Consider the following 26,161-nt stretch of genomic DNA (forward strand, 5'->3'; position numbering starts at 1 on the left):
GGGAGTGCGTCGAGTCGGCGCTGTTTGACGCTGCTGTCCGGCGTACGGCGTCAACGTGCGCCGACTCGGCGTGGCCTGGGGTGTCAACGTGCGCCGACTCGGCTCAGAGGATGCCCTCGCACAGGTGCTCGGCGATCGCCAGCGAGGAGGTGGCGCCGGGGGAGGGGGCGTTGCGGACCGCGGTGACCGGGCCGAGCCGGCTGATCCGGAAGTCGTCGACCAGGCTGCCGTCGCGGTCCAGCGCTTGGGCGCGGACGCCGGCGTGCCGGCCGTCGATGTCGGCGACGGCGAGCTCCGGCACGTAGCGCCGCGCGGCGGCGACGAAGGCCCGGCGTGACAGCGAGCCGCGCATCTCGGTGGCGCCCATCCGCCAGTGCTGCCGGGCGAGGTGCCGGAAGCCCGGCCACGCGAGGGTCTCGGCGAGCTCGCGCGGCCGCAGCGAGGAGCGTCGGTAGCCCTCGCGGGCGCCGGCGAGCACCGCGTTCGGTCCGACGTCGAGCCCGCCGTCGACGCGGCGGGTGAAGTGCACGCCGAGGAACGGGTAGCGCGGGTCGGGCACCGGGTAGACCAGGCCGCGCACGAGGTGGGTGCGCTCGGGCCGCACGGTGAGGTACTCCCCGCGGAACGGCACGATCGCCGGTTCGGCGTCGTCCCCGGCGAGCATGGCCACCCGGTCCGACTGCAGCCCGGCGCAGATCACCAGGCGGTCGAAGGTGGCCCGCCCACCGTCGGCGTGCACGTGCACGAGGTCGCCGGACCGGTCGATCCGCTCGACCGCGGTGCCGAGCCGCAGGGTGCCGCCGGCGGCGACCACGTCCTCGGCGTACGCCCGGGCGACCGCGACGAAGTCCACGATCGCGGTGGTCGGCGAGTGCAGTCCCGCAACGCCGGTCACGTGCGGCTCGAGCTCGCGGATCTCCGAGGGGTCCAGCCGGCGCAGGCCGGGCACGCCGTTGTGGCGGGCGCGGTCCTCGATGTCGCGCAGTCGGGGCACCTCCTCGGCGGTGACCGCGACGACGGTCTTGCCGCACTCGACGTAGGGGATCGCGCGGTCGTGGCAGTAGTCCCGCAGCAGGCCCACGCCGCGGCGGCACAGCGTCGCCTTCAGCGAGTCGCGCGGGTAGTACAGCCCGGCGTGCACCACGCCGCTGTTGTGGCCGGTCTGGTGGACGCCGACCGAGGACTCCTTCTCGTAGACGGTCACCTCGGAGCCCGGCCGCAGCTGCAGCAGCCGGCGGGCCACCGCGAGCCCGACGATGCCCGCGCCGACCACGCCCACCCGGGTGGGGGCCGATCGGTCGTTGCTCGCGTCCACCCGGTCGAGGGTAGGTCCCGGCCGGCCGCCCGGGTCCGGCACGCGCCCCGGGTCACCGGATTTGGTGGTCCGCCCCCACTCCCCGGACCCGGCCGGTAACGTGCGCTGGCACCGGGCGTTGCCGATCGGGAGGACGATGCCCGGCACGAAGCGAGGTGAACCATGCACTCGCTGGAGGGCATCCAGCTGCGCACGCTCATCACCCAGACCGACGTGGGCATCGCCGCCTGCAACCGCGACGGCCGGCTGACGATGCTGAGCCCGGGGCTGGAGCGGCTGCTCGGCATCGAGTTCCGGCCGTTCGCCGAGGACCAGCTCGTCGACCGGTTCGACCTGTACGACGTCGCCGGGGAGCGCCGGCTGGCCCCCGAGGAGATCCCGCTGATGCGGGCGCGCCACGGGGAGACCGTGCGTGACGCGGTGATCTGCGCCCGGGACTCCCGGGGCGGCCTGGTGCACCTGCGCTGCCACGCCGCGCCGGTGCACGACGACAGCGGCGAGCTGAGCGGGGCCATCGTCCTGGTGGAGAACGTCAGCGCCGAGTGGGCCGCGGTGCGCCAGCAGCACGAGCTGCGCGACCGGCTGGTCTCCACGATCAACCACCAGCTGCGCACCCCGCTGACCTCGCTGGTGGGCCACACCGAGCTGCTGGCGGACCGCGCGGAGGAGGTGCCGGAGGACCTGCGCCGCTCGCTCGCGGCCGTCACCGAGGCCGGGGCCCGGGTGGCCGCCCTGCTGCAGACCGTGACCGAGCTGGTCGACCTCGACCTGCAGTCGCGGCTGACCCGCGGCCCCTGCGACCTGGGCCGGCTGGTCTGCGAGGAGGTGGACCGCTGGCAGGAGGGGGCCCGCGGGCGCGGCCTGGCCTTCGTCGGCTGCCCGACGGCCGGCCCCGAGGTGGTCATCGACGGCGCCCGCGCCCGCCGGGCCGTCGAGGCGCTGCTGGACAACGCGGTGACCTACGCCCCGTCCGGCTCCCGGGTGCACATCGCGGTCGAGGCCGGCCCCGACTGGGTGCAGGTGGTGGTGGCCGACGAGGGCGAGGGCATCGCCCCCCAGGACCGGGACCGGCTGCTGCAGCCCTTCGAGCGCGGCCGGCACCCGCGCCAGGACGTCGCCGGCCGCGGCCTGGGGCTGGCGGTCGCCAAGACCGTCGCGACCGCGCACGGCGGCCAGCTCACGCTCTCGGCCCGGCACCCGTCCGGCCTGCGGGCCGCGCTCTGCCTCCCGCGGGACCTCTCGGGCAGCTTCACCGCTCCCTGATCAGCACTGGCCAGCCCTGGACAGCAGCCGGCGACGCTCAGCGGCCGGCGGGAGCGACCCGCCGGATCCGCAGCACCCGCTCGCGGTCCCGGGCCTCCTGCTGGTCGCGACGGCGCGCGGCGAGCAGCTGCGGCAGCGAGATCAGGCCGATGACCCGGGCGGGGTCGTCCCGGTCGACCACCGGCAGCGTGGTGACGCCGTGCACCGCCATCGTCTCGGCGGCGTGCCGCAGTGTCTGGTCGCCGTGGGTCTGCACCCGGTCGACGGTGAGCAGGTCCTTGACCGGGGTGCTGCCCCGGCCCGCGGAGCCGGCCTCGAGCAGGTCGGCGCGGGCGACCAGGCCGAGCAGCTCGCCGTCGTCGGTGACCACCGGGTAGAGCTGCTGGCGCCAGTCGGAGGCCGCGTCGGCCGGGTCGCCGAGCGCTTCGTACGCCGCCGCGACGTCGAGGTCGGCGCGCAGCTCCAGCACCTCCTCGCTCATCACCTCGGAGACGAACAGCACCTCGAGCGGATCCACGTCGTACTCCCGGGTGAGGTGGTAGCCGCGGCGGGCGATCTTCTCGGTCAGCACCGAGCGCTTGAGCAGCAGCACCGAGAGCGCGAACGCCGTAGTGCAGCCGATCAGCAGCGGCAGCAGCGCGTCGAACCGCTGGGTGAGCTCGAGGGCGAAGATGACGCCGGTGAACGGCGAGCGCATCACGCCGCCGAGCACGCCGGCCAGGCCGACCAGCGCCCAGAAGCCCGGGCCCACCGTCGGGAACACGTGCGCCTCGAGCGTGCCGAGCGCGCCGCCGATCATGAACACCGGCGCCAGCACGCCGCCGGAGGTCCCCGAGCCCAGCGAGAGGGCCCAGATCAGCGTCTTCACGATCAGGATGCCGGCCACCAGCCCGAGTCCGATCGACCCGTCGAGCTCGGCGCCGATCACGTTGTAGCCGACGCCGAGCGCCTGCGGCACGAACAGGCCGCCGATCCCGATCACCAGGCCGCCGATCGCGGGCCACCACATCCAGTGGATCGGCAGCTTGTGGAAGGCGTCCTCGGAGGCGTAGACGAGGCCGGTCGCGACCACCGCGAGCAGCGCGGAGACGACGCCGGAGACCACGCAGAGCAGGTACGTCGAGGTCGTGACGTGCAGGTCCCCGACGGTGGGGAACAGGGCCCCGGATCCGAGCAGCGGGTGGCGCAGCACGGTGGCGATCGAGACCGCGGCAGCCACCGGCACCAGGCTGCGCGGGCGCCACTCGAAGAGCAGCAGCTCGACCGCGAGCGCCAGCGACGCCAGCGGCGCGTTGAACGTCGCCGCCATGCCCGCGGTGGCGCCGGCGACCAGCAGGGTCTTGCGCTCGTCGGCGGTCAGGTGCAGGAACTGGGCGAACAGCGAGCCGATCGAGCCGCCGGTGGCGATGATCGGGCCCTCGGCGCCGAACGGGCCTCCGGTGCCGATCGCGACGGCCGCCGAGAGCGGCTTGAGGACCGCGACCCGGGGCTGGATCCGGCTGCCGTTCATCAGGATCGCCTCGATCGTTTCGGGCATCCCGTGGCCGCGGATCTTCTCCGAGCCGTACCTCGCCATCAGCCCGATGACCAGGCCGCCGACGACCGGCGCGAGCAGCACCAGCCACCACGGGTGGTCGGTCGCCCCCGGCGCCACCAGCCCGGTGCCGACGCGCTGGTAGAAGACCGCGTTGGTGACCAGGCCGATCAGCCGCAGCAGGCACCAGGCGACGCCGGCGGCGACGGCGCCGATAGGCAGGGCGAGGGCGGTGATGAGGATCATCCGCGGGGTCGCGGAGAAGTCGCCGAGGTGTCGGACGTCGCGCACGGGAGCGGGCATGGGCCTTCCTGAGGAAAAATGGTCGGGTTACGACATATTACGATGGGGAACGTGCCAACGGATAATCAGTACGAGCTCCTGCTCGCCTTCCGGACCCGCCTGCGCCGGTTCGAGAGCTGGAGCAAGGACGCCGCCGCCGAGCACGGGCTGACCCACGCCCAGCACCAGCTGCTGCTGGCGATCCGGGGCCACGCCGGTCCGGTGGCCCCGACGATCGGGGACGCCGCCGCGTCGTTGCTGGTCAAGCACCACACCGCCAGCGAGCTGGTGGACCGCACCCAGGCGCTCGGGCTGCTCGAGCGGGTGCGCGACCCCGACGACCACCGCCGTGTCCGGCTGCTGCTCACCGACCGGGGACACCGGGTGCTCGGCGCGCTGACCGAGGTGCACCTCGAGGAGCTACGCCGGCTGGCGGGGGTGCTCGAGGGACTCTGATCCGGCCGGTCGCGGTCGCTCAGGTCTCGGAACGGTAACGGCGTGCGGGTTCGCCCCCACGACCGGTCCAGACCATCTACGTTTCGGCCGGGGCCCCTCCTCGCCCCGCCGCGCGAGTCTCGCTCGGCACCTCCTCGTAGAAGCGGCTGCACCATGATGCGTCCTCTGCCCCGCCCGCGCGCCCGCGCGTTGGCGTCTCTCGTCGCCCTGACCGCCGTCGGCCTGGCCGGGGCCACCGTGGTCACCACCCCGGCGCTGTCCGCCGCCCCCGCCGGGGACTGCGCGACCGCCTTCCCCGTCGACCAGCTCGCCGCCGGCGACGCCGTGACCGGCCTGACCGTGACCCACGGCACCACGCCGGAGGGCTTCACCGGGGAGGTGCTGGGGGTGCTGAACGACGGCATCGGTCCCGGCACCGACATGGTGATGGTCCGGCTCAGCTCCCCCGAGATCGACCGGGTCGGCATCTGGGAGGGCATGTCGGGCTCGCCGGTCTACGCCGCGGACGGCCGGCTGATCGGCGCGGTCGCCTACGGGCTGGCCATGGGCGGCTCCACGGTCGCCGGCGTCACGCCGTACTCCGCGATGCAGGAGCACCTCTCCGAGGCGCCCGGCACGGTCCCCGTCGACCGGGCCGCTGCCCGCACGATCGCGCGCCGCACCGACGTGGGCGTCGCCGCGGCCAGCGGCGGCTTCGAGCAGCTCGCGATGCCGGTCGGCGTCGCCGGCGTCGGCGCGGCCCGCCTCGCGGCCGCGGAGCGGCACGCCGCCGGCCACCGCTGGCTGCCGCGGTCGACGTACGCCGTGGGCCTCGCGTCGCCCGGCGCCGCGACCGCCGACGGCATCGTCGCGGGCGGCAACCTGGCCGCCTCGCTGTCCTACGGCGACGTCACGATGGCCGCCGTCGGGACCGCCACCTCGGTGTGCGGCGACCGGGTGCTGGGCTTCGGCCACCCGGTGGAGTGGCGGGGCGCGACCACGCTCGGCCTGAGCCCCGCCGACGCGATCTACATCCAGGACGACCTGGTCGCCGGCTTCAAGGTCGCGAACCTCGGCGAGCCGGTCGGCACCATCACCGAGGACCGCGGCACCGGCATCGCCGGCACCCTGGGCAGCCTCCCCACGACGACCGAGGTCTCGGTCACGATCAACCGCGACGGCCAGAGCCGCACCGGGGTCTCGCACGTCGCGCTGCGCACCCCCGACGCGCTGGCCAGCACCACGTTCTACGGGCTGGCCGCCGACCTGCAGGCCGTCGTCGACGGGCCGGTCACCGGCTCGGACGAGCAGAGCTGGACGATCTCCGGCACCGACGCCGACGGGGCGCCGTTCGAGCTCTCCTCCTCGAACCTGTTCTCCTCCGAGCACGACCTGACCTGGCGGGTCGGCTACGAGGTCGGCGACTTGGTCTACCGGCTCGCGCACGTGCCCGGGATCTCGATCGACTCGATCGCCCTCACCAGCGACCTCGCCGACGCGGTGCCGACCTATCACGTGAAGGGCCTGCAGGCCCGCCAGCACGGCGTGTGGGTGCCGGTCGGCCGGCGCAGCCCGCTGCTCACCCGCGCCGGCGGGACGCTGGCCGGGCGGCTGGTGCTCGCCTCGGGCGGCCAGGAGCGGATGGTCCCGTTCCGGCTGCAGGTCCCGGACCGGCTCTCCGGCAAGGTCGCCTTCCTGGCGGTGCTCGGCGGCAACAGCCTGGGCCACAGCCGGCCGCCGCGCTCGGTGGCCAAGATGGGCGCCTGGCTGGACGGACTGGTCCGCAACGACGAGGTCGAGGTCTCGCTGACCGGCGTCGGCCGGGGTGGGGGGCACGTCGTGTACCTCGGCCGGCACGCGGTGCAGCTGCGCACGGGCGAGGTCCTCGGCCCGGTCGACGGCGTCGTCAAGGGACACGCGTTCGCCCCGGTGATGGTGCAGTAGCCGACTCCCACGACGGCGGCGGGCCGGTCCGGGTGCATTCGCGCCCGGGCCGGCCCGCGGTCGTTCCGCCGGCCGGTCCGCGGTCGTTCCGGCGGGTACGGGGCCGGGTGGGCCCGCCGCCCGAACCTCCGGGCCGGCTACGGACCTTCGACCCGTGCCCGCGACGGCGGCCCGTGCGAGCGTGTCCGGGCCGGCGCCGACGAGGCCAGGAGGACCGATGACGACTGCACCGCGGACCGGCGTACCGGCCGGCGCCCCCATCGACGACGCCGAGGTGGCCGCCCTCGACCGGTGGTGGCGGGCCGCGAACTACCTCGCCGTGGGGCAGATCTACCTGCTGGACAACCCGCTGCTGGACCGCGGGCTGGTGGCCGAGGACATCAAGCCCCGGCTGCTCGGGCACTGGGGCACCACGCCCGGGCTGAACCTCGTCTACACCCACCTCAACCGGCTGATCCGCGAGCGCGACGTCGACGCGATCTTCCTGGCCGGCCCCGGGCACGGCGGCCCGGCCGCGGTCGCCAACGCCTGGCTGGAGGGCACCTACAGCGAGGTCTACCCGCACGTGTCCTGGGACCGGGACGGGATGCGCGAGCTGTTCCGCCAGTTCTCCTTCCCCGGCGGGATCCCCAGCCACGTCGCCCCGGAGACGCCCGGGTCGATCCACGAGGGCGGCGAGCTCGGCTACGTCCTCTCCCACGCGTACGGCGCGGCCCTGGACAACCCCGACCTGCTGGTGGCCGCGGTGGTCGGCGACGGCGAGTTCGAGACCGGCCCGCTCGCGGCCTCCTGGCACGCCAACAAGTTCCTCGACCCGGTGCACGACGGGGCGGTGCTGCCGGTGCTGCACCTCAACGGCTGGAAGATCGCCAACCCGACCGTGCCCGCGCGGATCGGGCGCGAGGAGCTGCTCAGCCTGCTGCGCGGCTACGGGCACGAGGTGCTCACCGTCGAGGGCCGGGAGCCCGCCGACGTGCACCGGCAGCTCGCCGCCGCGCTCGAACGGGCCCACGACACGATCCGGGACATCCAGCGGGCCGCCCGCGAGCGCGGCGCCCTCGACCGGCGGCCCTGGCCGATGGTGCTGCTGGTGACCCCCAAGGGGTGGACCGGTCCGGTCGAGGTCGACGGGCGCCCGGTTGAGGGCACCTGGCGCGCGCACCAGGTCCCGATCGCCGAGACCCGCCAGAACCCCGCGCACCGGGCGATCCTCGAGCAGTGGCTGCGGTCCTACCGGCCCGAGGAGCTCTTCGAGCCGACCGGCACCCCGGTCCCCGGCGTACGGGCGCTGGCGCCGGACGGGCCGCGGCGGATGAGCGCCAACCCGCACGCCAACGGCGGCCTGCTGCGCACGCCGCTGCGGCTGCCGGACTTCCGCAGCCACGCGGTGGCGGTGCCCGAGCCGGGCGCGTCGATCCACGAGCCGACCCGGGTGCTGGGGGGCTACCTGGTCGACGTGGTGCGCGAGAACCCCGCCAACTTCCGGCTCTTCGGGCCCGACGAGACCGCCTCGAACCGGCTCGACGCGGTCTACGAGGTCACCGACAAGGTCTTCGAGGGCGAGATCCGCGACATCGACGAGCACCTGGCCCGGTCCGGGCGGGTGATGGAGATCCTCTCCGAGCACACCTGCCAGGGCTGGCTGGAGGGCTACCTGCTGACCGGGCGGCACGGGCTGTTCAACTGCTACGAGGCGTTCATCCACCTCGTCGACTCGATGTTCAACCAGCACGCGAAGTGGCTCAAGACCACCCGCGGGCTCTCCTGGCGGCCGCCGATCTCGAGCCTGAACTACCTGCTCACCTCGCACGTGTGGCGCCAGGACCACAACGGCTTCTCCCACCAGGACCCGGGCTTCATCGACCACGTGGTCAACAAACGGGCCGAGGTGGTGCGGGTCTACCTGCCGCCGGACACCAACACGCTGCTCTCGACCATGGCGCACTGCCTGGCCAGCCAGCACTACGTCAACGTCGTGGTCGCCGGCAAGCAGCCGGTCTTCGACTGGCTCGGCCCCGAGGAGGCCGACCTGCACTGCGCCCGCGGCGTCGGGATCTGGGACTGGGCCTCGAACGACGACGGCGAGCCCGACGTGGTGCTCGCGTGTGCCGGCGACGTGCCCACCCTGGAGGCGCTGGCGGCGGTCTCGATCCTGCGCAAGCACCTGCCGTCGCTGCGGATCCGCTTCGTCAACGTCGTGGACCTGATGCGGCTGCAGGACGCCACCGAGCACCCCCACGGCCTCTCCGACCGCGACTTCGACACGGTCTTCACCGCCGAGGCGCCGGTGATCTTCGCCTACCACGGCTACCCGTGGCTGATCCACCGGCTGACCTACCGCCGCACCAACCACCACAACCTGCACGTGCGCGGCTACAAGGAGGAGGGCACCACCACCACCCCCTTCGACATGGTGATGATGAACGACGTCGACCGCTACCACCTGGTCATGGACGTCATCGACCGGGTGCCCGGCCTCGGGTCGCGGGCCGCGCTGCTGCGCCAGCAGATGGGCGACACCCGCCGCCGCGCCCGACAGTGGACCCGCGACCACGGCGAGGACCTGCCCGAGGTGCGCGAGTGGAGCTGGAGCGAGCTCGCCGCCCCCGGCCACGGCCGCTCGCCCTCCACCACCGCCAACCCGGCCCCGATCGACGTGCTGTGAGGTTGCCGGTCAGCATGTAACGCCCGGTTAGGGGCTCGGCCGCGCGGTTCGACCCGCGCGGTCGAGCCCCTAACCGGGCGTTACATGTTCTGGGCCGATCAGCGCCACGGTCGCCCGGGCGATCGCCAGCTCCTCGTCGGTCGGTACGACGAGGACCGTGACCGGACTGTCGTCGGGGGAGATCGGGCGCGGACCGTCCGCGGGGGCGGTGTTGCGCGCCGGGTCGACCTCGAGGCCGAGCACCTGCAGCCCGGCGAGCGCGTCGGCCCGCAGCCGGGCGACGTGCTCGCCGACGCCGGCCGTGAACACCAGCCCGTCGAGGCCGCCGAGCACGGCGGTGTAGGCGCCGACGTACTTGCGCAGCCGGTGGCAGTAGACGTCGTACGCCGTCCGCGCGGCCACTGACCCCGCGTCGACCGCGGCGAGCAGGTCCCGGAAGTCGTGGCAGCCGGCCAGCCCCTGCAGCCCCGAGCGGTGCTCGAGCAGGTCGTCGAGCCCGTCCGCGTCCAGCCGGGCGTGCCGCAGCAGGTGCAGCAGGATCCCGGGGTCGAGGTCGCCGCCGCGGGTGCCCATCACCAGCCCCTCGAGCGGGGTGAGCCCCATCGAGGTCTCGACCGGCCGGCCGGCCCGGACCGCCGCGGCCGACGCGCCGTTGCCGAGGTGCAGGGTGATCAGCCGGGCGTCGGGCCGCCCGAGCAGCCGGGCGGCCTCGCCGGCGACGTACTCGTGGCTGATCCCGTGCGCGCCGTACCGACGGATCTCCTCGCGCCCCGCGAGCTCCCGGTCCAGCGCGTAGGTCGCCGCCGCGGCCGGCAGGTCGGCGAAGAACGCGGTGTCGAAGCAGGCGACCTGTGGCAGCGAGGGGTACGTCGCCCGGGCGCTGCGGATCCCCTCGAGCGCGGGCGGGTTGTGCAGCGGGGCGAGCCGGGCGGCGTGCTCGATGTCGGCCAGGACCTCGTCGTCGACCAGGTGCGGCCGGGTCAGCCGGGCGCCGCCGTGGACCACCCGGTGCCCGACCGCGACCAGGGACCCCTCCTCGACGCCGGACGCGGCGAGCGCGTCGTGGACGGCGGCCAGCGCGGCGGCGTGGTCGTCCCCGTCCAGGGCCGTCTCGTGCTCGCCGTCGGCGTCGGTGTGGGTCAGCTGGGCGTCGCCGCTGCCGAGCCGCTCGACGAGGCCCCGCACCGGGGCCGCGCCGGAGGCGGGGTCGACCACCCGGTACTTCAGCGACGAGGACCCCGCGTTGAGCACCAGCACGCATTCGGTCATCCTCGCCTCCCCGGTGGGTGTGCCCACGGTACGACGGGGTCCTCTGGGGGAACGCCGACCGCGTTCAATTGTTTGGAGATGGGGCTGCTACTGATGAGTAACCCCTGCATCTGCGAGCAATTGTTCGCGACCCGCCCGTCACCGACGCGCCCGGTCAGGCGCTGACAGCCGCCCGGACCGGCTCACCGGCGAGCTCGGCCTGCCAGATCCGGGGGTGCGGCACCGCCCGGACGCTGCTGGCGAGCGTGGGGATCAGGGCGACTCCCGCGGTGAGGATCGCGAGCGCCGCGACCGCGGCCGGGCCGCCCAGACCGCTGAGCAGGAGGCCGCCGACCACCGGCGAGAGCGGCATCGCCGACATCGCGAGGAACTGGGTCGCCGAGCCGACCCGGCCCACCAGCGACTCGGGCGTCAGCGCCATGCTGTAGGCGCTGATGCCGGCGTTGCCGGCCGGGTTCAGCAGCAGCCCGGCGAACAGCGCGGCGCCCACCACCAGCGGGTTGTTCCAGAACACCAGCGGCACCAGCAGCGGCACGAAGCTCCACGCGATCAGGACCGTCAGCCGTCCGGTCGCGACCCGGTCGATGATCGCCGGGGCCGCGAGTGCGCCGAGGATGCCCCCGATGCCGGCGGCGGTCGAGACGAAGCCGATCTCGGCGGGGTGGAAGCCCGCCTTGACCAGGCGCAGGATCGCGACGAAGAACACCGCGTTGATCGTGAGGTTCGCCATCGCCGACCAGGCCAGGAGGATCCGGAAGAACGGCCGCCCCGCGATGAACCGGACGCCCTCGGCGATGTCGTCGCCGGGCGAGGGACGGGGCCCCGCGTGCGGCGCGGGGGAGAGGTCCGCGCGGATCCGGCCGAGCATCAGCCAGGAGAAGCCGAAGCTGACCGCGTCGGCCGCGAACGGCAGCCACCGGGCCAAGCCGTACAGCAGGCCCCCCAGCGGGCCGCCCAGCAGCTCGGCCACGTGCTGGCGCGCCTGGTTCTGGCTCAGCGCGGTCGAGAGGTGCTCCGTGGGCACCACCGTGCGGACGGCGGAGCGCTCCGCCGGGCCGAAGACGCCGGCGCAGATCCCGGTGAGGAACGCGACGACGGTCAGGTGCGGGAGGGTCAGGTGCCCGGCGATGCCGGCCGCGGCCAGGGAGCCGTAGAGCAGCACGCCGGTGGCGCTCGCCCGACGCATGATCCGGCGCCGGTCGTAGCGGTCGGCGAACACGCCGCCGGGCAGCAGGAAGCCGACCATGCCGACGAGGTGGGCGGCCTCGACGACGGCGGCGGCGAGGGCGGAGCGGGTGAGCCCGTAGGCCAGCAGCGGGAACACGAACATGCTCATGCTGCTGCCCAGGGCGGAGACGGTCTCCCCGATCCACAGGACCGTGAAGTCGTGGTTGCGGGCGAGGGTGCGGTAGTCGGCCATGTTCCGCAACATATAGTGCGCAAGTATACGTGCGCAATGGTGTGTGCGGAATTGGCTAGGCTGCCGCCGTGGCCAGTGACGAGTACCTCCACGACCCCCGCGTGCTGCGGGCGATCGCCCACCCGGTGCGGACCCGGATCCTCGGCGAGATCGAGGCGGGCGGTCCGGCGCGTGCGGCCGACGTGGCCCGCGAGCTCGACATCCCCGCCAACCAGGCGAGCTTCCACCTGCGCCAGCTCGCCAAGTACGGCCTGGTGGAGGAGGCGCCCGACGAGGCCCGCGACCGGCGCGACCGGGTCTGGCGGCTGACGAAGGAGGCCGAGCTGTCGGTGCGGCTCAATGAGGTCGAGAAGGAGCCCGGGGGCCGGGCCGCCGTCGCGGTCTTCCGCCGCAGCGCCTCCGACTGGTCCCACCACCTCGTCGACCAGGCCATCAACGGTCCCGGCGACGAGGGCGCCATCCGCACCGTCATCCACCAGAACGTCAAGCTCACGAAGGACGAGGCGCTGGAGCTGCAGGACGTCCTGCAGGCCACGGTGCAGCGCTGGATCGGGCGCACCCGCGGGCGGGGTGACGACGGACGCCGTACCTACATCGTGATGCAGGTGCTCCAGCCCTACCCGCAGGTCGGCCAGGACGAGCCTGGGGACGAGTCCTAGGGTCGACCCGTGCCCGCCCGACTTCGCCCTGCCGACCCCGTCGCCGTCGCCGCCGCCCGCGCCCGGGTCGAGGCCGGGACCGCCGACAAGGCCGACCTGCGGCTGCTGACCAAGCACTACCTCGCGGTGCTGGAGACCCGCGCCCCCGGCAGGTCGGTGGAGGTGCGGGTCCCGCCGTACGCCGCGGTCCAGGTCGTCGAGGGGGTCCGGCACACCCGCGGCACCCCGCCCGCGGTGGTCGAGATGGATGCCGCGACCTGGATCGCCCTGGCCACCGGCGCCCTGGCCTGGCCCGAGGCGGGGGACTCCGCCCGGGTCCGGGCCTCGGGCGAGCGGGCCGACCTCGCGCCGTACCTGCCGCTGGGCTGATCGCCACCGCCGCCCGCTCTGCCGCGATCCAGCCCCACTAGGGTGACCGCCATGACGAGCGTGGAGGAGATCAGGGGCAAGGTGGCCGAGGTCCTGCCGGGGGTCCGCAAGGACCTCGAGGACCTGGTCCGCATCGAGTCGGTCAGCGCCGACCCGGCCCGCCGGGGCGAGGTCCAGCGCAGCGCCGAGGCGGTGGCCGAACTGTTCCGGGCCGAGCGGTTCGACAGCGTCGAGATCGTCAGCCACGACGGCGGCGCGCCCGCGGTGATCGCGCACAAGCGGGGCCCGGAGGGCGCGCCGACCGTGCTGCTCTACGCCCACCACGACGTGCAGCCGGAGAACGACCACGCCGACTGGGACAGCGCGCCGTTCGAGCCCACCGAGCGCGACGGGCGGCTCTACGCCCGCGGCGCGGCCGACGACAAGGCCGGTATCGCGGCCCACCTCGGGGCCCTGCGCGTGCACGGCGAGGACCTGCCGGTGAGCGTGAAGATGTTCATCGAGGGCGAGGAGGAGGTCGGCTCCGAGACCCTCCCGGACCTGCTGAAGGCGCACCAGGACCGGCTCGCCGCCGACGTGATCGTGATCGCCGACTCCGGCAACTGGGACATCGGCGTGCCCGCGCTGACCACCAGCCTGCGTGGCCTGGTCCGGGTCGACGTCGAGGTCCGCACCCTCACCCACGCCGTGCACTCCGGCATGTGGGGCGGGCTGGTGCCCGACGCGCTGATCACTCTCTCGCGGGTGATCGCGAGCCTGCACGACGAGCGCGGCAACGTGGCGGTCGCCGGCCTGCACAGCGGGCCGGCCGCCGACGTGGAGTACCCCGAGGAGCGGCTGCGCGCCGAGTCCGGCGCCGCCCCGGGCGTCGAGTGGATCGGCGACGGCCCGGTCGTCGAGCGGCTGTGGACCAAGCCCTCGATCAGCGTCACCGGCCTCGACGCGCCCAAGGTCGCCGGTGCCAGCAACACGCTGGTGCCCGCGGCCCGCGCCAAGATCTCGATGCGGATCGCCCCCGGCGACACCACCGAGAACGCCCTGGCCTGCCTGAGGGCCCACCTGGAGTCCCACGTCCCGTGGGGCGCCACGCTCGGCGTGACGGTCGTCGACACCGGTGAGGCCACCGCGATCGACGCCACCGGCCCGGCGTACGACGCCGCCCGCGCCGCGTTCACCGAGGCCTGGGACGGCACCTCCCCGGTCGACATGGGGGTCGGCGGCTCGATCCCGTTCATCGCGGAGTTCCTCGAGGCGTTCCCGCAGGCCAGCGTGCTGGTCACCGGCGTCGAGGACCCCGACACCCGCGCCCACGGTGCCAACGAGGGCCTTCACCTCGCCGAGTTCGAGCGGGTCGTGCTCGCCGAGGCGCTGTTGCTCCACCAGCTCGGCCGCCTCTGACCCCCGCCGAGTCGGCGCTCGTTGACGGCCGGGGAGACGCCGAGTCGGCGCTCGTTGACGGCCAGGAAACGCCGAGTCGGCGCTCGTTGACGTTCTAAGGCGTCAAGCAGCGCCGACTCGGCGTACGACAAGGCGTCAAGCAGCGTCGACTCGGCGTACGGCGGGGCGTCAAGCAGCGCCGACTCGGCGTGCGCGCGGGTCAGTCGCGCAGCGGCAGCAGCACCCGGAAGGTGCTGCCCCTGCCGAGCTCGGAGTCCACGTCGATCCGGCCGCCGTGCCGCCGGACGATGCGCTGCACGATCGCCAGCCCCAGGCCGGTGCCGGGCTGGGCGGCGGCCTCGGGGTTGGTGCTGCGGAAGAACTCCTCGAAGAGCCGCCCCTGGTCCTGCTCCGAGATCCCCAGCCCGTCGTCGGTGACCGAGAACAGCAGCTCGTCGCCGCAGGCGTCGAGGCGGACGAGGACGTGGCCGCCCTCGGGGGTGTACTTCACTGCGTTGCTGACCAGGTTGGTGCAGACCCGGTCCAGCTCGTCGCGGTCCCCCATCGCCACCAGCGGGCCGGGTGGCGCCTGCACGTTGACCTGCACGTGCTTGCGGTCCGCGGCGACCGAGCTGAGCTCGACCGCCTCCTCGACCACGGCCCGCAGGTCCACCGGGGTCGGGATCACGGGGTTGGTGGGGTCGCCGACCTTCGAGAGCAGCAGCAGGTCGTCGATGACCTTGCCGAGCCGCTGGGCGGCGCGCTCCATGACCTGCAGCGAGCTGCGCGTGGTGCCGGTCAGGTCGGGGGAGCTCTCGAGCATCTCGAGGTGGCCCATGACCGCGGTGAGCGGGTTCTTCAGCTCGTGGGCGACCGTGGTGATCAGCTGGCTCTTGTAGGTGTCGAGCGCCTGCAGCTCCTCGACCAGCTGGTGCTCGCGCTCGAACGTGCGGGCGTTGAGGATGGCCCGGCCCAGGTCGTGGCCGATGTCCAGCGCGACGGTCTGCTCGTAGGAACTCCACTCCCCGTCGCCCTCGGTGCGGGTGAGCACCAGGTTGCCGAGGCACTCCGGGCCGGCGCCCAGCGGCACGAACAGCAGCGAGCTGATCCCGATCGTGTCCAGGAACGCCAGGATGACCTCGCCCTCCGCGGCCGAGAGCACACCGCCGGAGTCGCGACCCCGCTGCACGACGGCGACGCGCTGGGCCTCCCAGGCCCGGCGCGCGGAGGACTCGGCGATCGTGCGCAGCTCGGCGGTCAGCGCGACCTCGGGCCCGGCGACGGAGTGCACCAGGCCCGAGCCGTGGCCGTCCTCGTCGAGGGTCTGGATCCACATGCCGCGGGCCTGGAAGCCGTGGACCAGTGCCTCCTGCACGTCGCCGAGGATGCTCTCGATGCGCAGCTGGGCGCTGGCGTTCCGGACCACCTCGCGGGCGGTCTCGGCCAGCCGCACCTGGTGGGAGAGCTTCTCCCGCTCGATCGCGGTCACGACGGCGCGGCCGGCCATCTCGGCGTACCGCTGGAGCAGCTGCCGCCGGGCCGCGCCGGGTCGCCGGCCGTCCTCCGGCAGGTCGATGGCCAGCGTGCCGCGCAGCACGCCCTGCTCGTCGTACAACGGCGCGATCAGCAGGTCGAGCGGGTGCCAGGCGTCCGGGTCCTCGATCGGCGTGATGTCGGGCACCCAGCCCCACGGGGCGGCCTGGTCGAAGTCGAGCCGCTCGTGCGGCACGAACCGCAGCAGCCCCCACTCGTCGGCGTGCGCGATCTCGCTCTCGAGCCGGTCGATCGGGGTGCGGGTGCCGAGCAATTGCTCGTGCGCCTCGTCGTTGCCGGCCACCGCCATCACCTCGAGGCGGCCGTCGTCGCGCGCGACGCTGATCGCGGCCACTCCGAACCCGGCCAGCTGGGTCACGCCCTCGGCGATCGTCTGCAGGGCCTCGCGCGAAGCGTCGTACCACTCGCTCGGATGCGCGGGGCGCTGTTGTACGTCGGTGGGATGCCCGGTCATTCACTCTCGCTGTCGCTGACTGTGACCCACCTTACGTCCCGGACCGCCCTTCGGGGGCCCGTTCTCACCGGTCCGGGTGCTCGCCGGGTGGGACCGCGGCCCGGATGTCTCCTAGACTCGGGGTCGTGCCCTACCAGAGCAGTGTGCGCAAGGGCGGTGACGGTCGGCTGACGGCGGCGCTGGACCCGCTGGAGCAGGGACCCCAGGACGCGTGCGGCGTCTTCGGGGTCTGGGCGCCGGGGGAGGACGTCGCCAAGCTGACGTACTTCGGCCTCTACGCCCTGCAGCACCGGGGCCAGGAGTCCGCGGGCATCGCGGTCAGCAACGGCCGGCAGATCCTCGTCTACAAGGACATGGGCCTGGTCTCCCAGGTCTTCGACGAGTCCACGCTGGAGTCGCTCAAGGGCCACCTGGCCATCGGGCACGCTCGCTACTCCACGACCGGCGCGAGCACCTGGCAGAACGCGCAGCCGACGTTCCGCCCGACCGGCCACGGCTCGATCGCGCTGGGCCACAACGGCAACCTGATCAACACCCACGAGCTGGCCCAGATGGTGGCCGCGCTGCCCGGGCCCACCGACGAGCCGGAGCTGCAGGGCCGCGACCTGGAGTCCTCCACCAACGACACCGGGCTGGTCACCGCGCTGCTCGCGCACCACCCCGACACCAGCCTGGAGCAGCGGGCGCTGGAGGTGCTGCCGCAGCTGCGCGGCGCCTACTGCTTCGTGTGGATGAACGAGGACACGCTCTACGCCGCCCGCGACCCGCAGGGCATCCGCCCGCTGGTGCTCGGCCGGCTCGAGCGCGGCTGGGTGGTCGCCAGCGAGGACTCGGCGCTGGCCACCGTCGGCGCCAGCGTGGTCCGGGAGGTCGAGCCCGGCGAGATGCTGGTCATCGACGGCAACGGGCTGCGCTCGCACCGCTTCGCCGAGGCCCAGCCCAAGGGCTGCGTCTTCGAGTACGTCTACCTGGCCCGCCCCGACGCCAACATCGCCGGGCGCAGCGTGCACGAGGCCCGCGTGGAGATGGGCCGCCGGCTCGCCCGCGAGTTCCCGGTCGAGGCCGACCTGGTGATGCCGGTCCCCGAGTCCGGCACGCCCGCGGCCGCCGGGTACGCCGAGGAGAGCGGCATCCCCTTCGGCCAGGGCTTCGTCAAGAACGCCTACGTCGGCCGCACGTTCATCCAGCCGAGCCAGACCCTGCGCCAGCTCGGGATCCGGCTCAAGCTCAACGCGCTCGAGCACATGATCCGGGGCAAGCGGATCGTGGTCGTCGACGACTCGATCGTCCGCGGCAACACCCAGCGCGCCCAGGTGCGGATGCTGCGCGAGGCCGGGGCGCTGGAGGTGCACGTGCGGATCTCCAGCCCGCCGGTGAAGTGGCCCTGCTTCTACGGCATCGACTTCGCCACCCGGGCCGAGCTGATCGCCAACGGGCTCGACGTCGACGAGATCGCCGCCAGCGTCGGCGCCGACAGCCTCGGCTACATCTCCCTCGACGGGATGGTCGAGTCGACCGGGCTGCCGTCCGAGCGGCTTTGCCAGGCCTGCTTCACCGGCGAGTACCCGATCGAGCTCCCCGACGAGAGCCTGCTCGGCAAGCACCTGCTCGAGGCCTCGCTGGCCTCCCCGACGGCCGGCAAGGCGCTGCCCGTCCTGAACAACCCCTGACCCCCGCCCGCGAGCCAGGAGATCCCGTGACGCAGCCGCCCGTCGAGCCGAGCCCCGCCCCGACCGCCAGCCCCGGAGGTGCGGGCGCCTACGCCGAGGCCGGCGTCTCCATCGAGGCCGCGGACACCGCGATCGAGCTGATGAAGGGCTGGGTGGACAAGGCCCGCCGGCCCGAGGTGATCGGCGGGCTCGGCGGCTTCGCCGGCCTCTTCGACGCCAGCGCGCTGACCCACTACCGCCGGCCGCTGCTGGCGACCTCCACCGACGGGGTCGGCACCAAGGTGGCGATCGCGCAGATGATGGACGTCCACGACACCATCGGCTTCGACCTGGTCGGAATGGTCGTCGACGACCTGGTCGTCTGTGGCGCCGAGCCGCTGTTCATGACCGACTACATCGCGACCGGCCGGGTGGTCCCCGAGCGGATCGCCGCGATCGTCAAGGGGATCGCGGAGGGCTGCGTGCTCGCCGGCTGCGCGCTGATCGGCGGGGAGACCGCCGAGCACCCCGGGCTGCTGGCGCCGGACGAGTACGACGTCGCCGGGGCCACCACCGGCGTGGTCGAGGCCGACGCGCTGCTCGGACCGGCCCGGGTCCGCCCGGGTGACGTCGTACTCGCCATGGAGGCCAGCGGCCTGCACTCCAACGGCTACTCGCTGGTCCGCCACGTGCTGCTCACCCGCGCCGGCTGGGCGCTGGACCGCGACGTGCCCGAGCTCGGCCGGACCCTGGGCGAGGAGCTCCTGGAGCCCACCCGGATCTACGCCAAGGCCTGCCTCGAGCTGGCGTCGCGGACCGCCACGCACGCGATGTCGCACGTCACCGGCGGCGGGCTCGCCGCCAACCTCGAGCGGGTGATGCCGGTCGAGCTCAGCGCCACCATCGACCGGGCCACCTGGAGGCCGCAGCCGGTCTTCGACCTGGTCCGGCGGGTGGGCGAGGTGCCCCAGGCCGACCTCGAGGCGACGCTGAACTGCGGCGTCGGCATGGTCGCGCTGATCGCGCCGGACGACGTCGACACGGCCGTGGAGCTGCTGGCCGGCCACGGGATCCGGGCCTGGGCCGCCGGCGCGGTCCGGGCCGACGACCGGCAGGGCGGGAAGGTCCTGCTGGAGGGTCAGCACCCCGGCTGGTGAGGTCGCCCGGTGTCGCCGGGGGCCCGGCGGGCTTCCGATGGGCGTCCGGTCGGCGCCCGGCGATCAGGGGTCTGTCCGCCGTTGGCGAAATCCGGTGCTGCGATGTGCAGGATCGGCCGCCCACCCGGTAGCCTTTTGCCCACGAGAGAATTGTTCAGAAGTCCGGGCGCCCCACCGCTCTAAGGTTTCGGGCCCCGGCCGAGCGTGCGAGGGGGCTGACCCTATGGGGCGCGGCCGAGCGAAAGCCAAGCAGACGAAGGTCGCCCGCGACCTGAAGTACCGCACTCACGAGACGGACTTCGGGAAGCTGGCGCAGGAGCTGCATGGCGGCGAGAGTGACACCAGCGACCGGGACGAGTCGCCCGACGGCGGCGACGAGTGGTCGGACTACGCGGAGCCCCGTCGCGATTGACCGCAGACCCGCGCTGCCGTCTCGTGCGGGCGCGGGTCGCGTCATACGTCCTGGCTGCCGGGGCGACCACCTCGGGTGACGTCCCCCCGGACGTCATACGCCCCGGTCGCTCCACCAACCGGGGCGTATGACGGCTGCGTCAGGGCGCCTCAGCGCGGGTTGAGCCACAGGCCGCGCAGGCGGCCGACGTCGTGCATGCGGCGCTCGGCGAGCCGGTCCGCCGCGATGGCGGGCGGGACGTCCTCGGAGCGGGCGAGCTCGAAGACGCGTCGCGTGGTGTCGAGGATGCCGGTGGCCCGCTGCTGGGCCCGGTCGAAGGAGAAGCCCTCGAGCTCGTCGGCGACCTGGATCAGGCCGCCGGCGTTCACGCAGTAGTCCGGCGCGTACAGGATGCCGCGCTCCTGCAGCGCCTTCTCGACGCCAGGGTGGGCGAGCTGGTTGTTCGCGGCCCCGCAGACGACCTGGGCCGACAGCACGTCGACGACGTCGTCGGTGAGGGCGCCGCCCAGCGCGCACGGTGCGTAGACGTCCAGGGTCGAGGCGACCAGCGCCTCGGTGGACTCCACGGCGGTGACCTGCGGGAACTCGTCGCGGACCCGGTCCACGGACGGCTGGTGCACGTCGGTGACCACCACGCTCGCGCCGTCCTCGATGAGGTGACGGACCAGGTGCCGGCCGACCTTGCCGACACCGGCCACGCCCACGGTGCGGCCGGCGAGCGAGTCGGTGCCCCACACCTGCTCGGCGGCGGCGCGCATGCCCTGGAAGACGCCGTACGCCGTCAGCACCGAGCTGTCGCCCGCGCCCCCGTGGGCGACGGTGCGGCCGGTGACGTAGTCGCACTCGCGGGCGATGTGGTCCATGTCGAGGGAGTTCGTCCCGACGTCGCAGGCGGTGTAGTAGCGACCGTCCAGCGACTGCACGAACCGGCCGTACGCCCGCAGCAGCGCCTCGGACTTGCCGGTCGCCGGGTCCCCGATGATCACCGCCTTGCCGCCGCCGAGGTCGAGCCCGGCGAGCGCCGCCTTGTAGGACATCCCGCGCGAGAGGTTGAGGACGTCGTGGACCGCGTCGGCGGTCGTGGCGTAGGGGTAGAAGCGGGTGCCGCCGAGGGCGGGCCCGAGCGCGGTGGAGTGGATCGCGACGATGGCCTTGAGGCCGGAGGCGGGGTCGTTGCAGAACACGACCTGCTCGTGCTCCGAGCCGAGCTCGAACACGTCGGCGTCGAGTGCAGACATGGGGATGACCACTTTCTGTGTGTCGGCCACGGGGTGGGTGGCGCTGGTGTCGCGGACCCGCGGGGGTGGTGCGTGTCCGTGATCACATCGTAGGCCCGTGCTGCGGCGCCGCCGAGTCGGCGCTGGTTGACGTTCGTGGGTACGCCGAGTCGGCGCTGGTTGACGTTCGCGGGTACGTCGAGTCGGCGCTCGTTGACGCCGGTGGGTGCGCCGAGTCGGCGCTCGTTGACGTCCGGGCGTGCGGTCTGCGCGTCAACATGCGCCGACTCGGGGTGGGGCGGGCGTCAACATGCGCCGACTCGGGGTGGGGCGGGCGTCAACATGCGCCGACTCGGGGGTGGTCAGGTGCGCAGCAGCACCAGGTCGCCGTGGGTGCCGTAGCCGGGCAGCGGACCGCCGTACGGCGTGCCGTCGAAGGTCACCATCAGCCAGCCGCCGTCGTCGGCCGGCACGAGCGTCGGCCACGGGATGTTCGTGAGGTACGGCGCGTCCAGCGCGCCGACCGGGGTCAGGTCCAGGTCGAGCACGGGGTAGCCGCGGCGCTGTCCGCGCCGTCCGTCGCGGCCGTCGCTGGCGAGGACCCGCCAGTCGCCGTCGAGGCGGAGCAGCGTGGTGCCCTCGGTGGCGATCCGGCCGGGGTCGGCGGCCCGGAGCGCGAGCGCGTCGAGCGAGGGGCCCTCGGCGAGCGCGGGGTGGAAGCGGAAGAAGCGCCGCGCGCTCACGAAGCCGACCAGCCACCGGTCCCGCTCGCGCACCAGGTGGGGGTCCCAGACGCCGACCGAGCGCAGGTCGCCGGTGGGCAGGGCCAGGGGCCGGGTGTCGAGCACGTGCCGGCCGGTCAGCAGGTCAGCGTCGGTCACGGCGAGGGTCACGGCCACGGTCGCGTCCGGCCTCCCCGGGTCGAAGTCGCCCCAGGTGCTGGTCGCCACCAGCCACCGGTCACCGTCGCGCACCAGGTGGGTCGCGTGGTCGCCGAACACCCCCGGCCGGCCGGGCCGCCGGAAGAACAGGTCGGCCCGGTGCTCGACGTCCAGGCTGTCGGTGTCCAGCGCCCAGACCGAGGTGTGCGCGGTGTCGAAGAAGCCCGGCCCGGCGCTGGTGGCGGTGAGCAGGAGACGGCCGTCGTCGCGGTACGGCGACCCGTCGGCCGCCGTCACCACCCGCACGTCGCGCAGGCCGAGCTGCCCGAAGCCGCCCGCGCGCAGCCGGCCACCGGGCGGGGCCCCGGACCCGACCCAGCGGTGACCGGTGGTCAGCGCCGCCAGCCAGGCCTCGTCCCGGGTGTCGACCCGGTCGCGCAGGTCGACCCGGCCGCGCACGGTCCAGCCGACAGGGCCCCGGTCCGGGTCCGGGTCCCGCCCCGGGCTCCGGTCCGGGCTCTCGTCCCGGGACAGCACGGTCAGGTGGGTGCCGGTGAGGGTCAGGCCCACGCCGGCCGCGGGGTGCGGCACGCGGCCGTGCCGTCGGCTGCGGTGGATGCTGGTCCGCCCCCCGGCCGTGACCGTCAGGCCGAGCGCCCCGGACCCGTCGTACCAGCCGGCGAGCCGGACGTCGCCGGAGACCAGCTCGAGCTCCAACCGCCCGTCGAACGGCCCGGGGTCGAGGTCGGCGACGACCGCGGCGTACGGCGCCGGGTGCGGGGTCGGCGTCCGGCCGCCGGCGGTCAGGGGCTGATCGAGCACGACCGAGCCGGGGCAGACGAGGTCGACGGGGCGGCGGCGGGCGACGACCTCGAAGCGCGGCAACACGCCGACAGTCTCCCAGCGGGCGGCGTCAGCCGCCGGCGATGGCGGCCCGCAGCGCGGCGACCGCCCGGTCGACGTCCAGCGCGAGGTCGTCGAGGAGCCGACCGGTGTCGGTGCTGCCGGCGGCGCCGGTCCGCTCGAGACGGGCCGCGGTGGCCGCCACCCGCGGCAGGCCCAGGTTGAGGGAGCTCCCCTTCAACTGGTGGGCGGCGCTCTGCAGCCGGGTGGCGTCCCGGTCGTCGACGGCGTCGCGGATCGCGACCACCTGGTCGCCGACCCGGGACATGAACGAGGTGGCCGTGCGCTCGAAGAAGCTGACGCCGTCCTTGCGCAGCTCGCTCAGCATCCGGATCCGGTCCCGGTCCAGGTCGTCGCCGGCCTGGGGCGCGGGCTCCTGGGACGCGGCCGGTACCGCCCCCGGTGCTGCCGAAGCCCTCTCAGCCCCGGCCACCGGCTCCGCCCGCGCACCTGCCCGGGCCGCCACCCGCGCCCACCGCCGCACCAGCACCTCGAGCTCGCCGGCGTCGACCGGCTTGGTCAGGAAGTCGTCCATGCCGGCCTCGAGACAGCGCTCGCGCTCGCCCTCGAGCGCGGATGCGGTCATCGCGACGACCGGGACCCGACGCCCCTGCGGCTCCCGGGAGCGGAGCACGCGGGTCGCCTCGAAACCGTCCATGCGCGGCATCCGGCAGTCCATCAGCACCAGGTCGAAGCCGTGGTCGCGGTCGAGCCGGGCGACCGCGCCGATCCCGTCCCCGGCGACCTCGACCTCGCAGCCGAGGCTCTCCAGCAGCCCGGCGGCCACCAGTTGGTTGACCTGGTTGTCCTCCACGACCAGCACCCGGGCCCCGAGCGGCGGTGTGCCGGTCGGCGCGGGCGCCCCCGGGGCCCGCCCGCCGGCCGGGTCCGCGGTGAGCAGCCCGGCGACGGCCTCGTAGAGGTCGTCGTGGCGGACCGGCTTCGCCAGCGCGCCGCGGAACCCGGCCGCGCGCGCCTTCTCCGGACCCACGTCCTGATGGGAGGACAGCAGCAGCATGGGGGGCCGTCCCAGCCCGGCGTCGGCACGGATCATCCCCGCCAGCGCCAGCCCGTCGGTGCCGGGCATGACCAGGTCGAGCAGCACGGCCTCGAACGGCCGGCCCTCGCGCGCGGCTGCGCGCAGCGCGGTCAGGGCCTCCTCGGCGGAGGGTACGGCGACCGCCTCGACCTCCCAGGCGCCCAACTGCTCGGTCAGCACCAGCCGGTTGGTCTCGTTGTCGTCGACCACGAGCACGCGCCGGCCGTCCAGCCGCGGCCTCGAGCGCGGCCGGGGCGCCGGCGGCCGCAGCGCGGTCGCGAACGAGGCGGTGAACGTGAACCGGCTGCCGTGCCCCGGGCTGCTGTCGACCGTGAGCGTGCCGCCGAGCGCCTCGGCGAGCTGGCTGGAGATCGCCAGTCCCAGCCCGGTCCCGCCGTGCCGGCGGGTCGTGGACGGGTCGGCCTGGGTGAACGCGTCGAACAGCGTGGCCTGGGCCTCCGAGGCGATGCCCGGCCCGGTGTCGGTGACGTCGACGCGCAGCACGACCCGCTCCGGCGTCCGTTGCTCCACGTGTGCGGCGATCACGACCTCGCCGTGGTCGGTGAACTTCACCGCGTTGGACCCGAGGTTGGTCAGCACCTGCCCGAACCGCACCGAGTCGCCGCGCAGCACCTCCGGCACGTCGGGGTGGCACGCCGCGACCAGCTCGAGGCCCTTGGCGTGGGCGGCGCCGCCGAGCACCCCGGTGACCTGGTCGAAGACGGCCCGGACGTCGAAGTCCACGGACTCGAGGTCCAGCCGGCCGGCCTCGATCTTCGACAGGTCCAAGATGTCGTTGATGATCCCGAGCAGGGTCAGCCCGGCGCCCTGGAGGCCCTCGGCCAGCCGACGCTGGTGGTCGTCGAGGTCGGTGCGCAGCAGCAGCTCGTTCAGGCCGATGACGCCGTTCATGGGGGTGCGGATCTCGTGGCTCATCGTGGCCAGGAACTGCGACTTCAGCCGGGACGCCTCCATCGCCTGGTCCCGGGCCTCGGCGAGGTCACGGGCGTGCCGCTCCCGCTCGGCGACCAGGCTCAGCTGGCCGGCGATCTGGCCGAGCAGGGACAGCGACTCCTGGTCGGGGGCCACCGCGTCGGCGAGCAGCTCGATGACCGCCGCGGCTTCGTCGCCGAGCAGCACCGGCACGGCCACCAGGCGGTGGGCCGGGTCGGGCGCCCCGGTCGGGCCCACCTCGACCCGTCCGGACCCGCGGGCGCGCTCGGCCAGCGCCGGGTCCGGCTCGGCCAGCCCCTCGCCGCCGGGCGGCAGCGCCACCCGGTCGAGACCGCCGTCGGGCCCGGGCAGGTACAGGCCGAGGGCGACCCAGGAGGTGTATCGCGGCAGCCCGAGAGCGGTGTCGCGGACCGCCTCCACCAGGCTGGTGGCCTGGTTGGCGGCCATCGCCATCTCCTGGAGCAGCTCCAGGCGCCGGGTGGCCTCGGCGGCGGCCCGGTCGGCGCGCTTGAGCGCGGTGATGTCCTGGCTGGTGCCGCTCATCCGCAGCGGCCTGCCGTCCGGGCCGCGCTCCAGCAGGCCCAGGCCGCGGATCCAGCCGACCCTGCCGTTCTTGCGCAGCACCCGGGCGTCGAAGCTGAACCGGTCGCCCTCCGCCAGGCAGGCCTCGATGACCCCGGCCACCCGCTCGCGGTCGGCGGGATGGATCCGCGACAGGAACCCCTCGTACGTCGCGGCCCGGTCGCCGACCTCCACCTCGTAGATCCGGTAGAGCTGGTCGGACCAGGTGACGGTGTCGGTCACCACGTCCCACTCCCAGCTGCCGATCCGGGCGATCCGCTGCGCGGCGGCCAGCTGCTGCTCGCGCTCCTGCAGGGTCTCCAGCAGCGACTTGCGCTCGGTGTACTCGGCGACCCGGTGCAACCAGCCCGTGCGGCGCCCCTCCGGGTCGCGGATCGGGCGGTAGCTGACCAGGACCCAGACCGGGGTGCCGTCGGGGCGCAGGAACAGCGACTCCAGGTTGTCGGCGCCGTCGGCGGCGTCGGTCTCCCCGAGGCCGGCGAGCTCGGCGAGGTGCGCGCGGAACTGGGTCCGGCCGAGCTCGTCGAGAGCCGCCTCGAGCCGGAAGCCGGGCATCTCCTCGGGGGCGCGGCCGATCAGCGCCGCCATCCGGGCGTTGGCCCAGGTGATGGTGCCGCGCTCGTCGAAGACGCACAGGCCGTCCGGGCTGGCCTCGACCAGCGCGCGGAACAGCTCCGCATCCGCCTCCACCCGTCACCTCCCGTCGGTGCGTGCCCCCATCATCCATGCCCGACGAGGTGTGCGGAGACTACGGCCCGGCCGAGGCCGGCGACCGAGCGGGATCACGCTGCGGGACCCGGCGTACGGCGGGGTGCGTGCCGGGGCCG

General features: G+C 74.2%; 18 protein-coding genes. 10 read left to right on the forward strand and 8 right to left on the reverse strand.

Annotated features, from left to right (window positions below):
* Positions 1-103: 103 nt before the first annotated feature.
* Complete coding sequence (gene lhgO, locus BJZ21_RS02150; RefSeq protein WP_179662257.1) at positions 104-1,315, reverse strand: L-2-hydroxyglutarate oxidase; 1,212 nt, start codon at positions 1,313-1,315, stop codon at positions 104-106.
* Between the two features lie 162 nt (positions 1,316-1,477).
* Here lhgO and BJZ21_RS02155 point away from each other — a divergent pair, with 162 nt between their 5' ends.
* Entirely contained in the window at positions 1,478-2,578 is a 1,101-nt protein-coding gene (locus BJZ21_RS02155) for a sensor histidine kinase (protein ID WP_179662258.1), read from the forward strand.
* Positions 2,579-2,615: 37 nt separating this feature from the next.
* Here BJZ21_RS02155 and BJZ21_RS02160 read toward each other — a convergent pair whose 3' ends face one another.
* Positions 2,616-4,415 carry a chloride channel protein gene (locus tag BJZ21_RS02160; RefSeq protein WP_218851237.1) on the reverse strand — a complete coding sequence of 600 codons (1,800 nt, stop codon included), beginning with the start codon at positions 4,413-4,415 and terminating at the stop codon, positions 2,616-2,618.
* A gap of 51 nt (positions 4,416-4,466) precedes the next feature.
* Here BJZ21_RS02160 and BJZ21_RS02165 point away from each other — a divergent pair, with 51 nt between their 5' ends.
* The 3 genes from BJZ21_RS02165 (at position 4,467) to BJZ21_RS02175 (ending at position 9,438) form a co-directional block, all read left to right on the forward strand.
* Positions 4,467-4,850: a MarR family transcriptional regulator gene (locus tag BJZ21_RS02165; RefSeq protein ID WP_218851239.1), complete on the forward strand. Its 384-nt coding sequence runs from the start codon at positions 4,467-4,469 to the stop codon at positions 4,848-4,850.
* Between the two features lie 153 nt (positions 4,851-5,003).
* The gene (locus tag BJZ21_RS02170; RefSeq protein ID WP_179662260.1) at positions 5,004-6,773 is read left to right on the forward strand and encodes a hypothetical protein; all 1,770 of its coding nucleotides are present in this window, start codon (positions 5,004-5,006) and stop codon (positions 6,771-6,773) included.
* Positions 6,774-6,990: 217 nt separating this feature from the next.
* On the forward strand, positions 6,991-9,438 hold the full coding sequence (locus tag BJZ21_RS02175) for a phosphoketolase family protein (protein WP_179662261.1): 2,448 nt from the start codon (positions 6,991-6,993) through the stop codon (positions 9,436-9,438).
* A gap of 69 nt (positions 9,439-9,507) precedes the next feature.
* On the opposite strand, the gene BJZ21_RS02180 is transcribed toward BJZ21_RS02175, so the two are convergent.
* Both BJZ21_RS02180 and BJZ21_RS02185 read right to left on the reverse strand, forming a co-directional pair.
* Positions 9,508-10,707 carry an acetate/propionate family kinase gene (locus tag BJZ21_RS02180; protein ID WP_179662262.1) on the reverse strand — a complete coding sequence of 400 codons (1,200 nt, stop codon included), beginning with the start codon at positions 10,705-10,707 and terminating at the stop codon, positions 9,508-9,510.
* A gap of 154 nt (positions 10,708-10,861) precedes the next feature.
* Positions 10,862-12,139: an MFS transporter gene (locus BJZ21_RS02185; protein WP_246298437.1), complete on the reverse strand. Its 1,278-nt coding sequence runs from the start codon at positions 12,137-12,139 to the stop codon at positions 10,862-10,864.
* Positions 12,140-12,195: 56 nt separating this feature from the next.
* On the opposite strand from BJZ21_RS02185, the gene BJZ21_RS02190 reads away from it, so the two are divergent.
* From BJZ21_RS02190 to BJZ21_RS02200, 3 genes are read left to right on the forward strand one after another with little or no spacing between them, the layout of a single operon-like run.
* Positions 12,196-12,786: a helix-turn-helix domain-containing protein gene (locus BJZ21_RS02190; protein ID WP_179662263.1), complete on the forward strand. Its 591-nt coding sequence runs from the start codon at positions 12,196-12,198 to the stop codon at positions 12,784-12,786.
* A 9-nt stretch (positions 12,787-12,795) separates the two neighbouring features.
* Positions 12,796-13,155, forward strand: a complete 360-nt coding sequence (locus BJZ21_RS02195; RefSeq protein WP_179662264.1) for a sterol carrier family protein — start codon at positions 12,796-12,798, stop codon at positions 13,153-13,155.
* Positions 13,156-13,206: 51 nt separating this feature from the next.
* The gene (locus tag BJZ21_RS02200; protein WP_179662265.1) at positions 13,207-14,553 is read left to right on the forward strand and encodes a dipeptidase; all 1,347 of its coding nucleotides are present in this window, start codon (positions 13,207-13,209) and stop codon (positions 14,551-14,553) included.
* A 199-nt stretch (positions 14,554-14,752) separates the two neighbouring features.
* Here the strand turns inward: BJZ21_RS02200 and BJZ21_RS02205 are convergent, their stop codons facing one another.
* Complete coding sequence (locus BJZ21_RS02205) at positions 14,753-16,540, reverse strand: sensor histidine kinase (RefSeq protein WP_179662266.1); 1,788 nt, start codon at positions 16,538-16,540, stop codon at positions 14,753-14,755.
* A 104-nt stretch (positions 16,541-16,644) separates the two neighbouring features.
* Between BJZ21_RS02205 and purF the strand changes: the two genes are divergently transcribed.
* The 3 genes from purF to BJZ21_RS02220 all read left to right on the forward strand — a co-directional run bounded on the left by purF (position 16,645) and on the right by BJZ21_RS02220 (position 19,758).
* Entirely contained in the window at positions 16,645-18,210 is a 1,566-nt protein-coding gene (gene purF, locus BJZ21_RS02210) for an amidophosphoribosyltransferase (protein ID WP_179662267.1), read from the forward strand.
* A 26-nt stretch (positions 18,211-18,236) separates the two neighbouring features.
* Complete coding sequence (purM, locus tag BJZ21_RS02215; protein ID WP_179662268.1) at positions 18,237-19,346, forward strand: phosphoribosylformylglycinamidine cyclo-ligase; 1,110 nt, start codon at positions 18,237-18,239, stop codon at positions 19,344-19,346.
* Positions 19,347-19,569: 223 nt separating this feature from the next.
* Positions 19,570-19,758 carry a DUF3073 domain-containing protein gene (locus BJZ21_RS02220; RefSeq protein WP_179662269.1) on the forward strand — a complete coding sequence of 63 codons (189 nt, stop codon included), beginning with the start codon at positions 19,570-19,572 and terminating at the stop codon, positions 19,756-19,758.
* Positions 19,759-19,907: 149 nt separating this feature from the next.
* Here the strand turns inward: BJZ21_RS02220 and BJZ21_RS02225 are convergent, their stop codons facing one another.
* The 3 genes from BJZ21_RS02225 to BJZ21_RS02235 all read right to left on the reverse strand — a co-directional run bounded on the left by BJZ21_RS02225 (position 19,908) and on the right by BJZ21_RS02235 (position 26,024).
* Positions 19,908-20,996, reverse strand: coding sequence for a Glu/Leu/Phe/Val family dehydrogenase (locus BJZ21_RS02225; protein WP_179662270.1), 1,089 nt, complete (start codon positions 20,994-20,996; stop codon positions 19,908-19,910).
* Between the two features lie 341 nt (positions 20,997-21,337).
* Positions 21,338-22,744, reverse strand: coding sequence for a hypothetical protein (locus tag BJZ21_RS02230; RefSeq protein ID WP_179662271.1), 1,407 nt, complete (start codon positions 22,742-22,744; stop codon positions 21,338-21,340).
* 25 nt (positions 22,745-22,769) lie between these two features.
* Positions 22,770-26,024 carry a response regulator gene (locus BJZ21_RS02235; protein WP_179662272.1) on the reverse strand — a complete coding sequence of 1,085 codons (3,255 nt, stop codon included), beginning with the start codon at positions 26,022-26,024 and terminating at the stop codon, positions 22,770-22,772.
* Positions 26,025-26,161: the final 137 nt, after the last annotated feature.

Origin of the sequence: Nocardioides panaciterrulae (assembly GCF_013409645.1) — a bacterium.
Classification (GTDB): domain Bacteria; phylum Actinomycetota; class Actinomycetes; order Propionibacteriales; family Nocardioidaceae; genus Nocardioides; species Nocardioides panaciterrulae.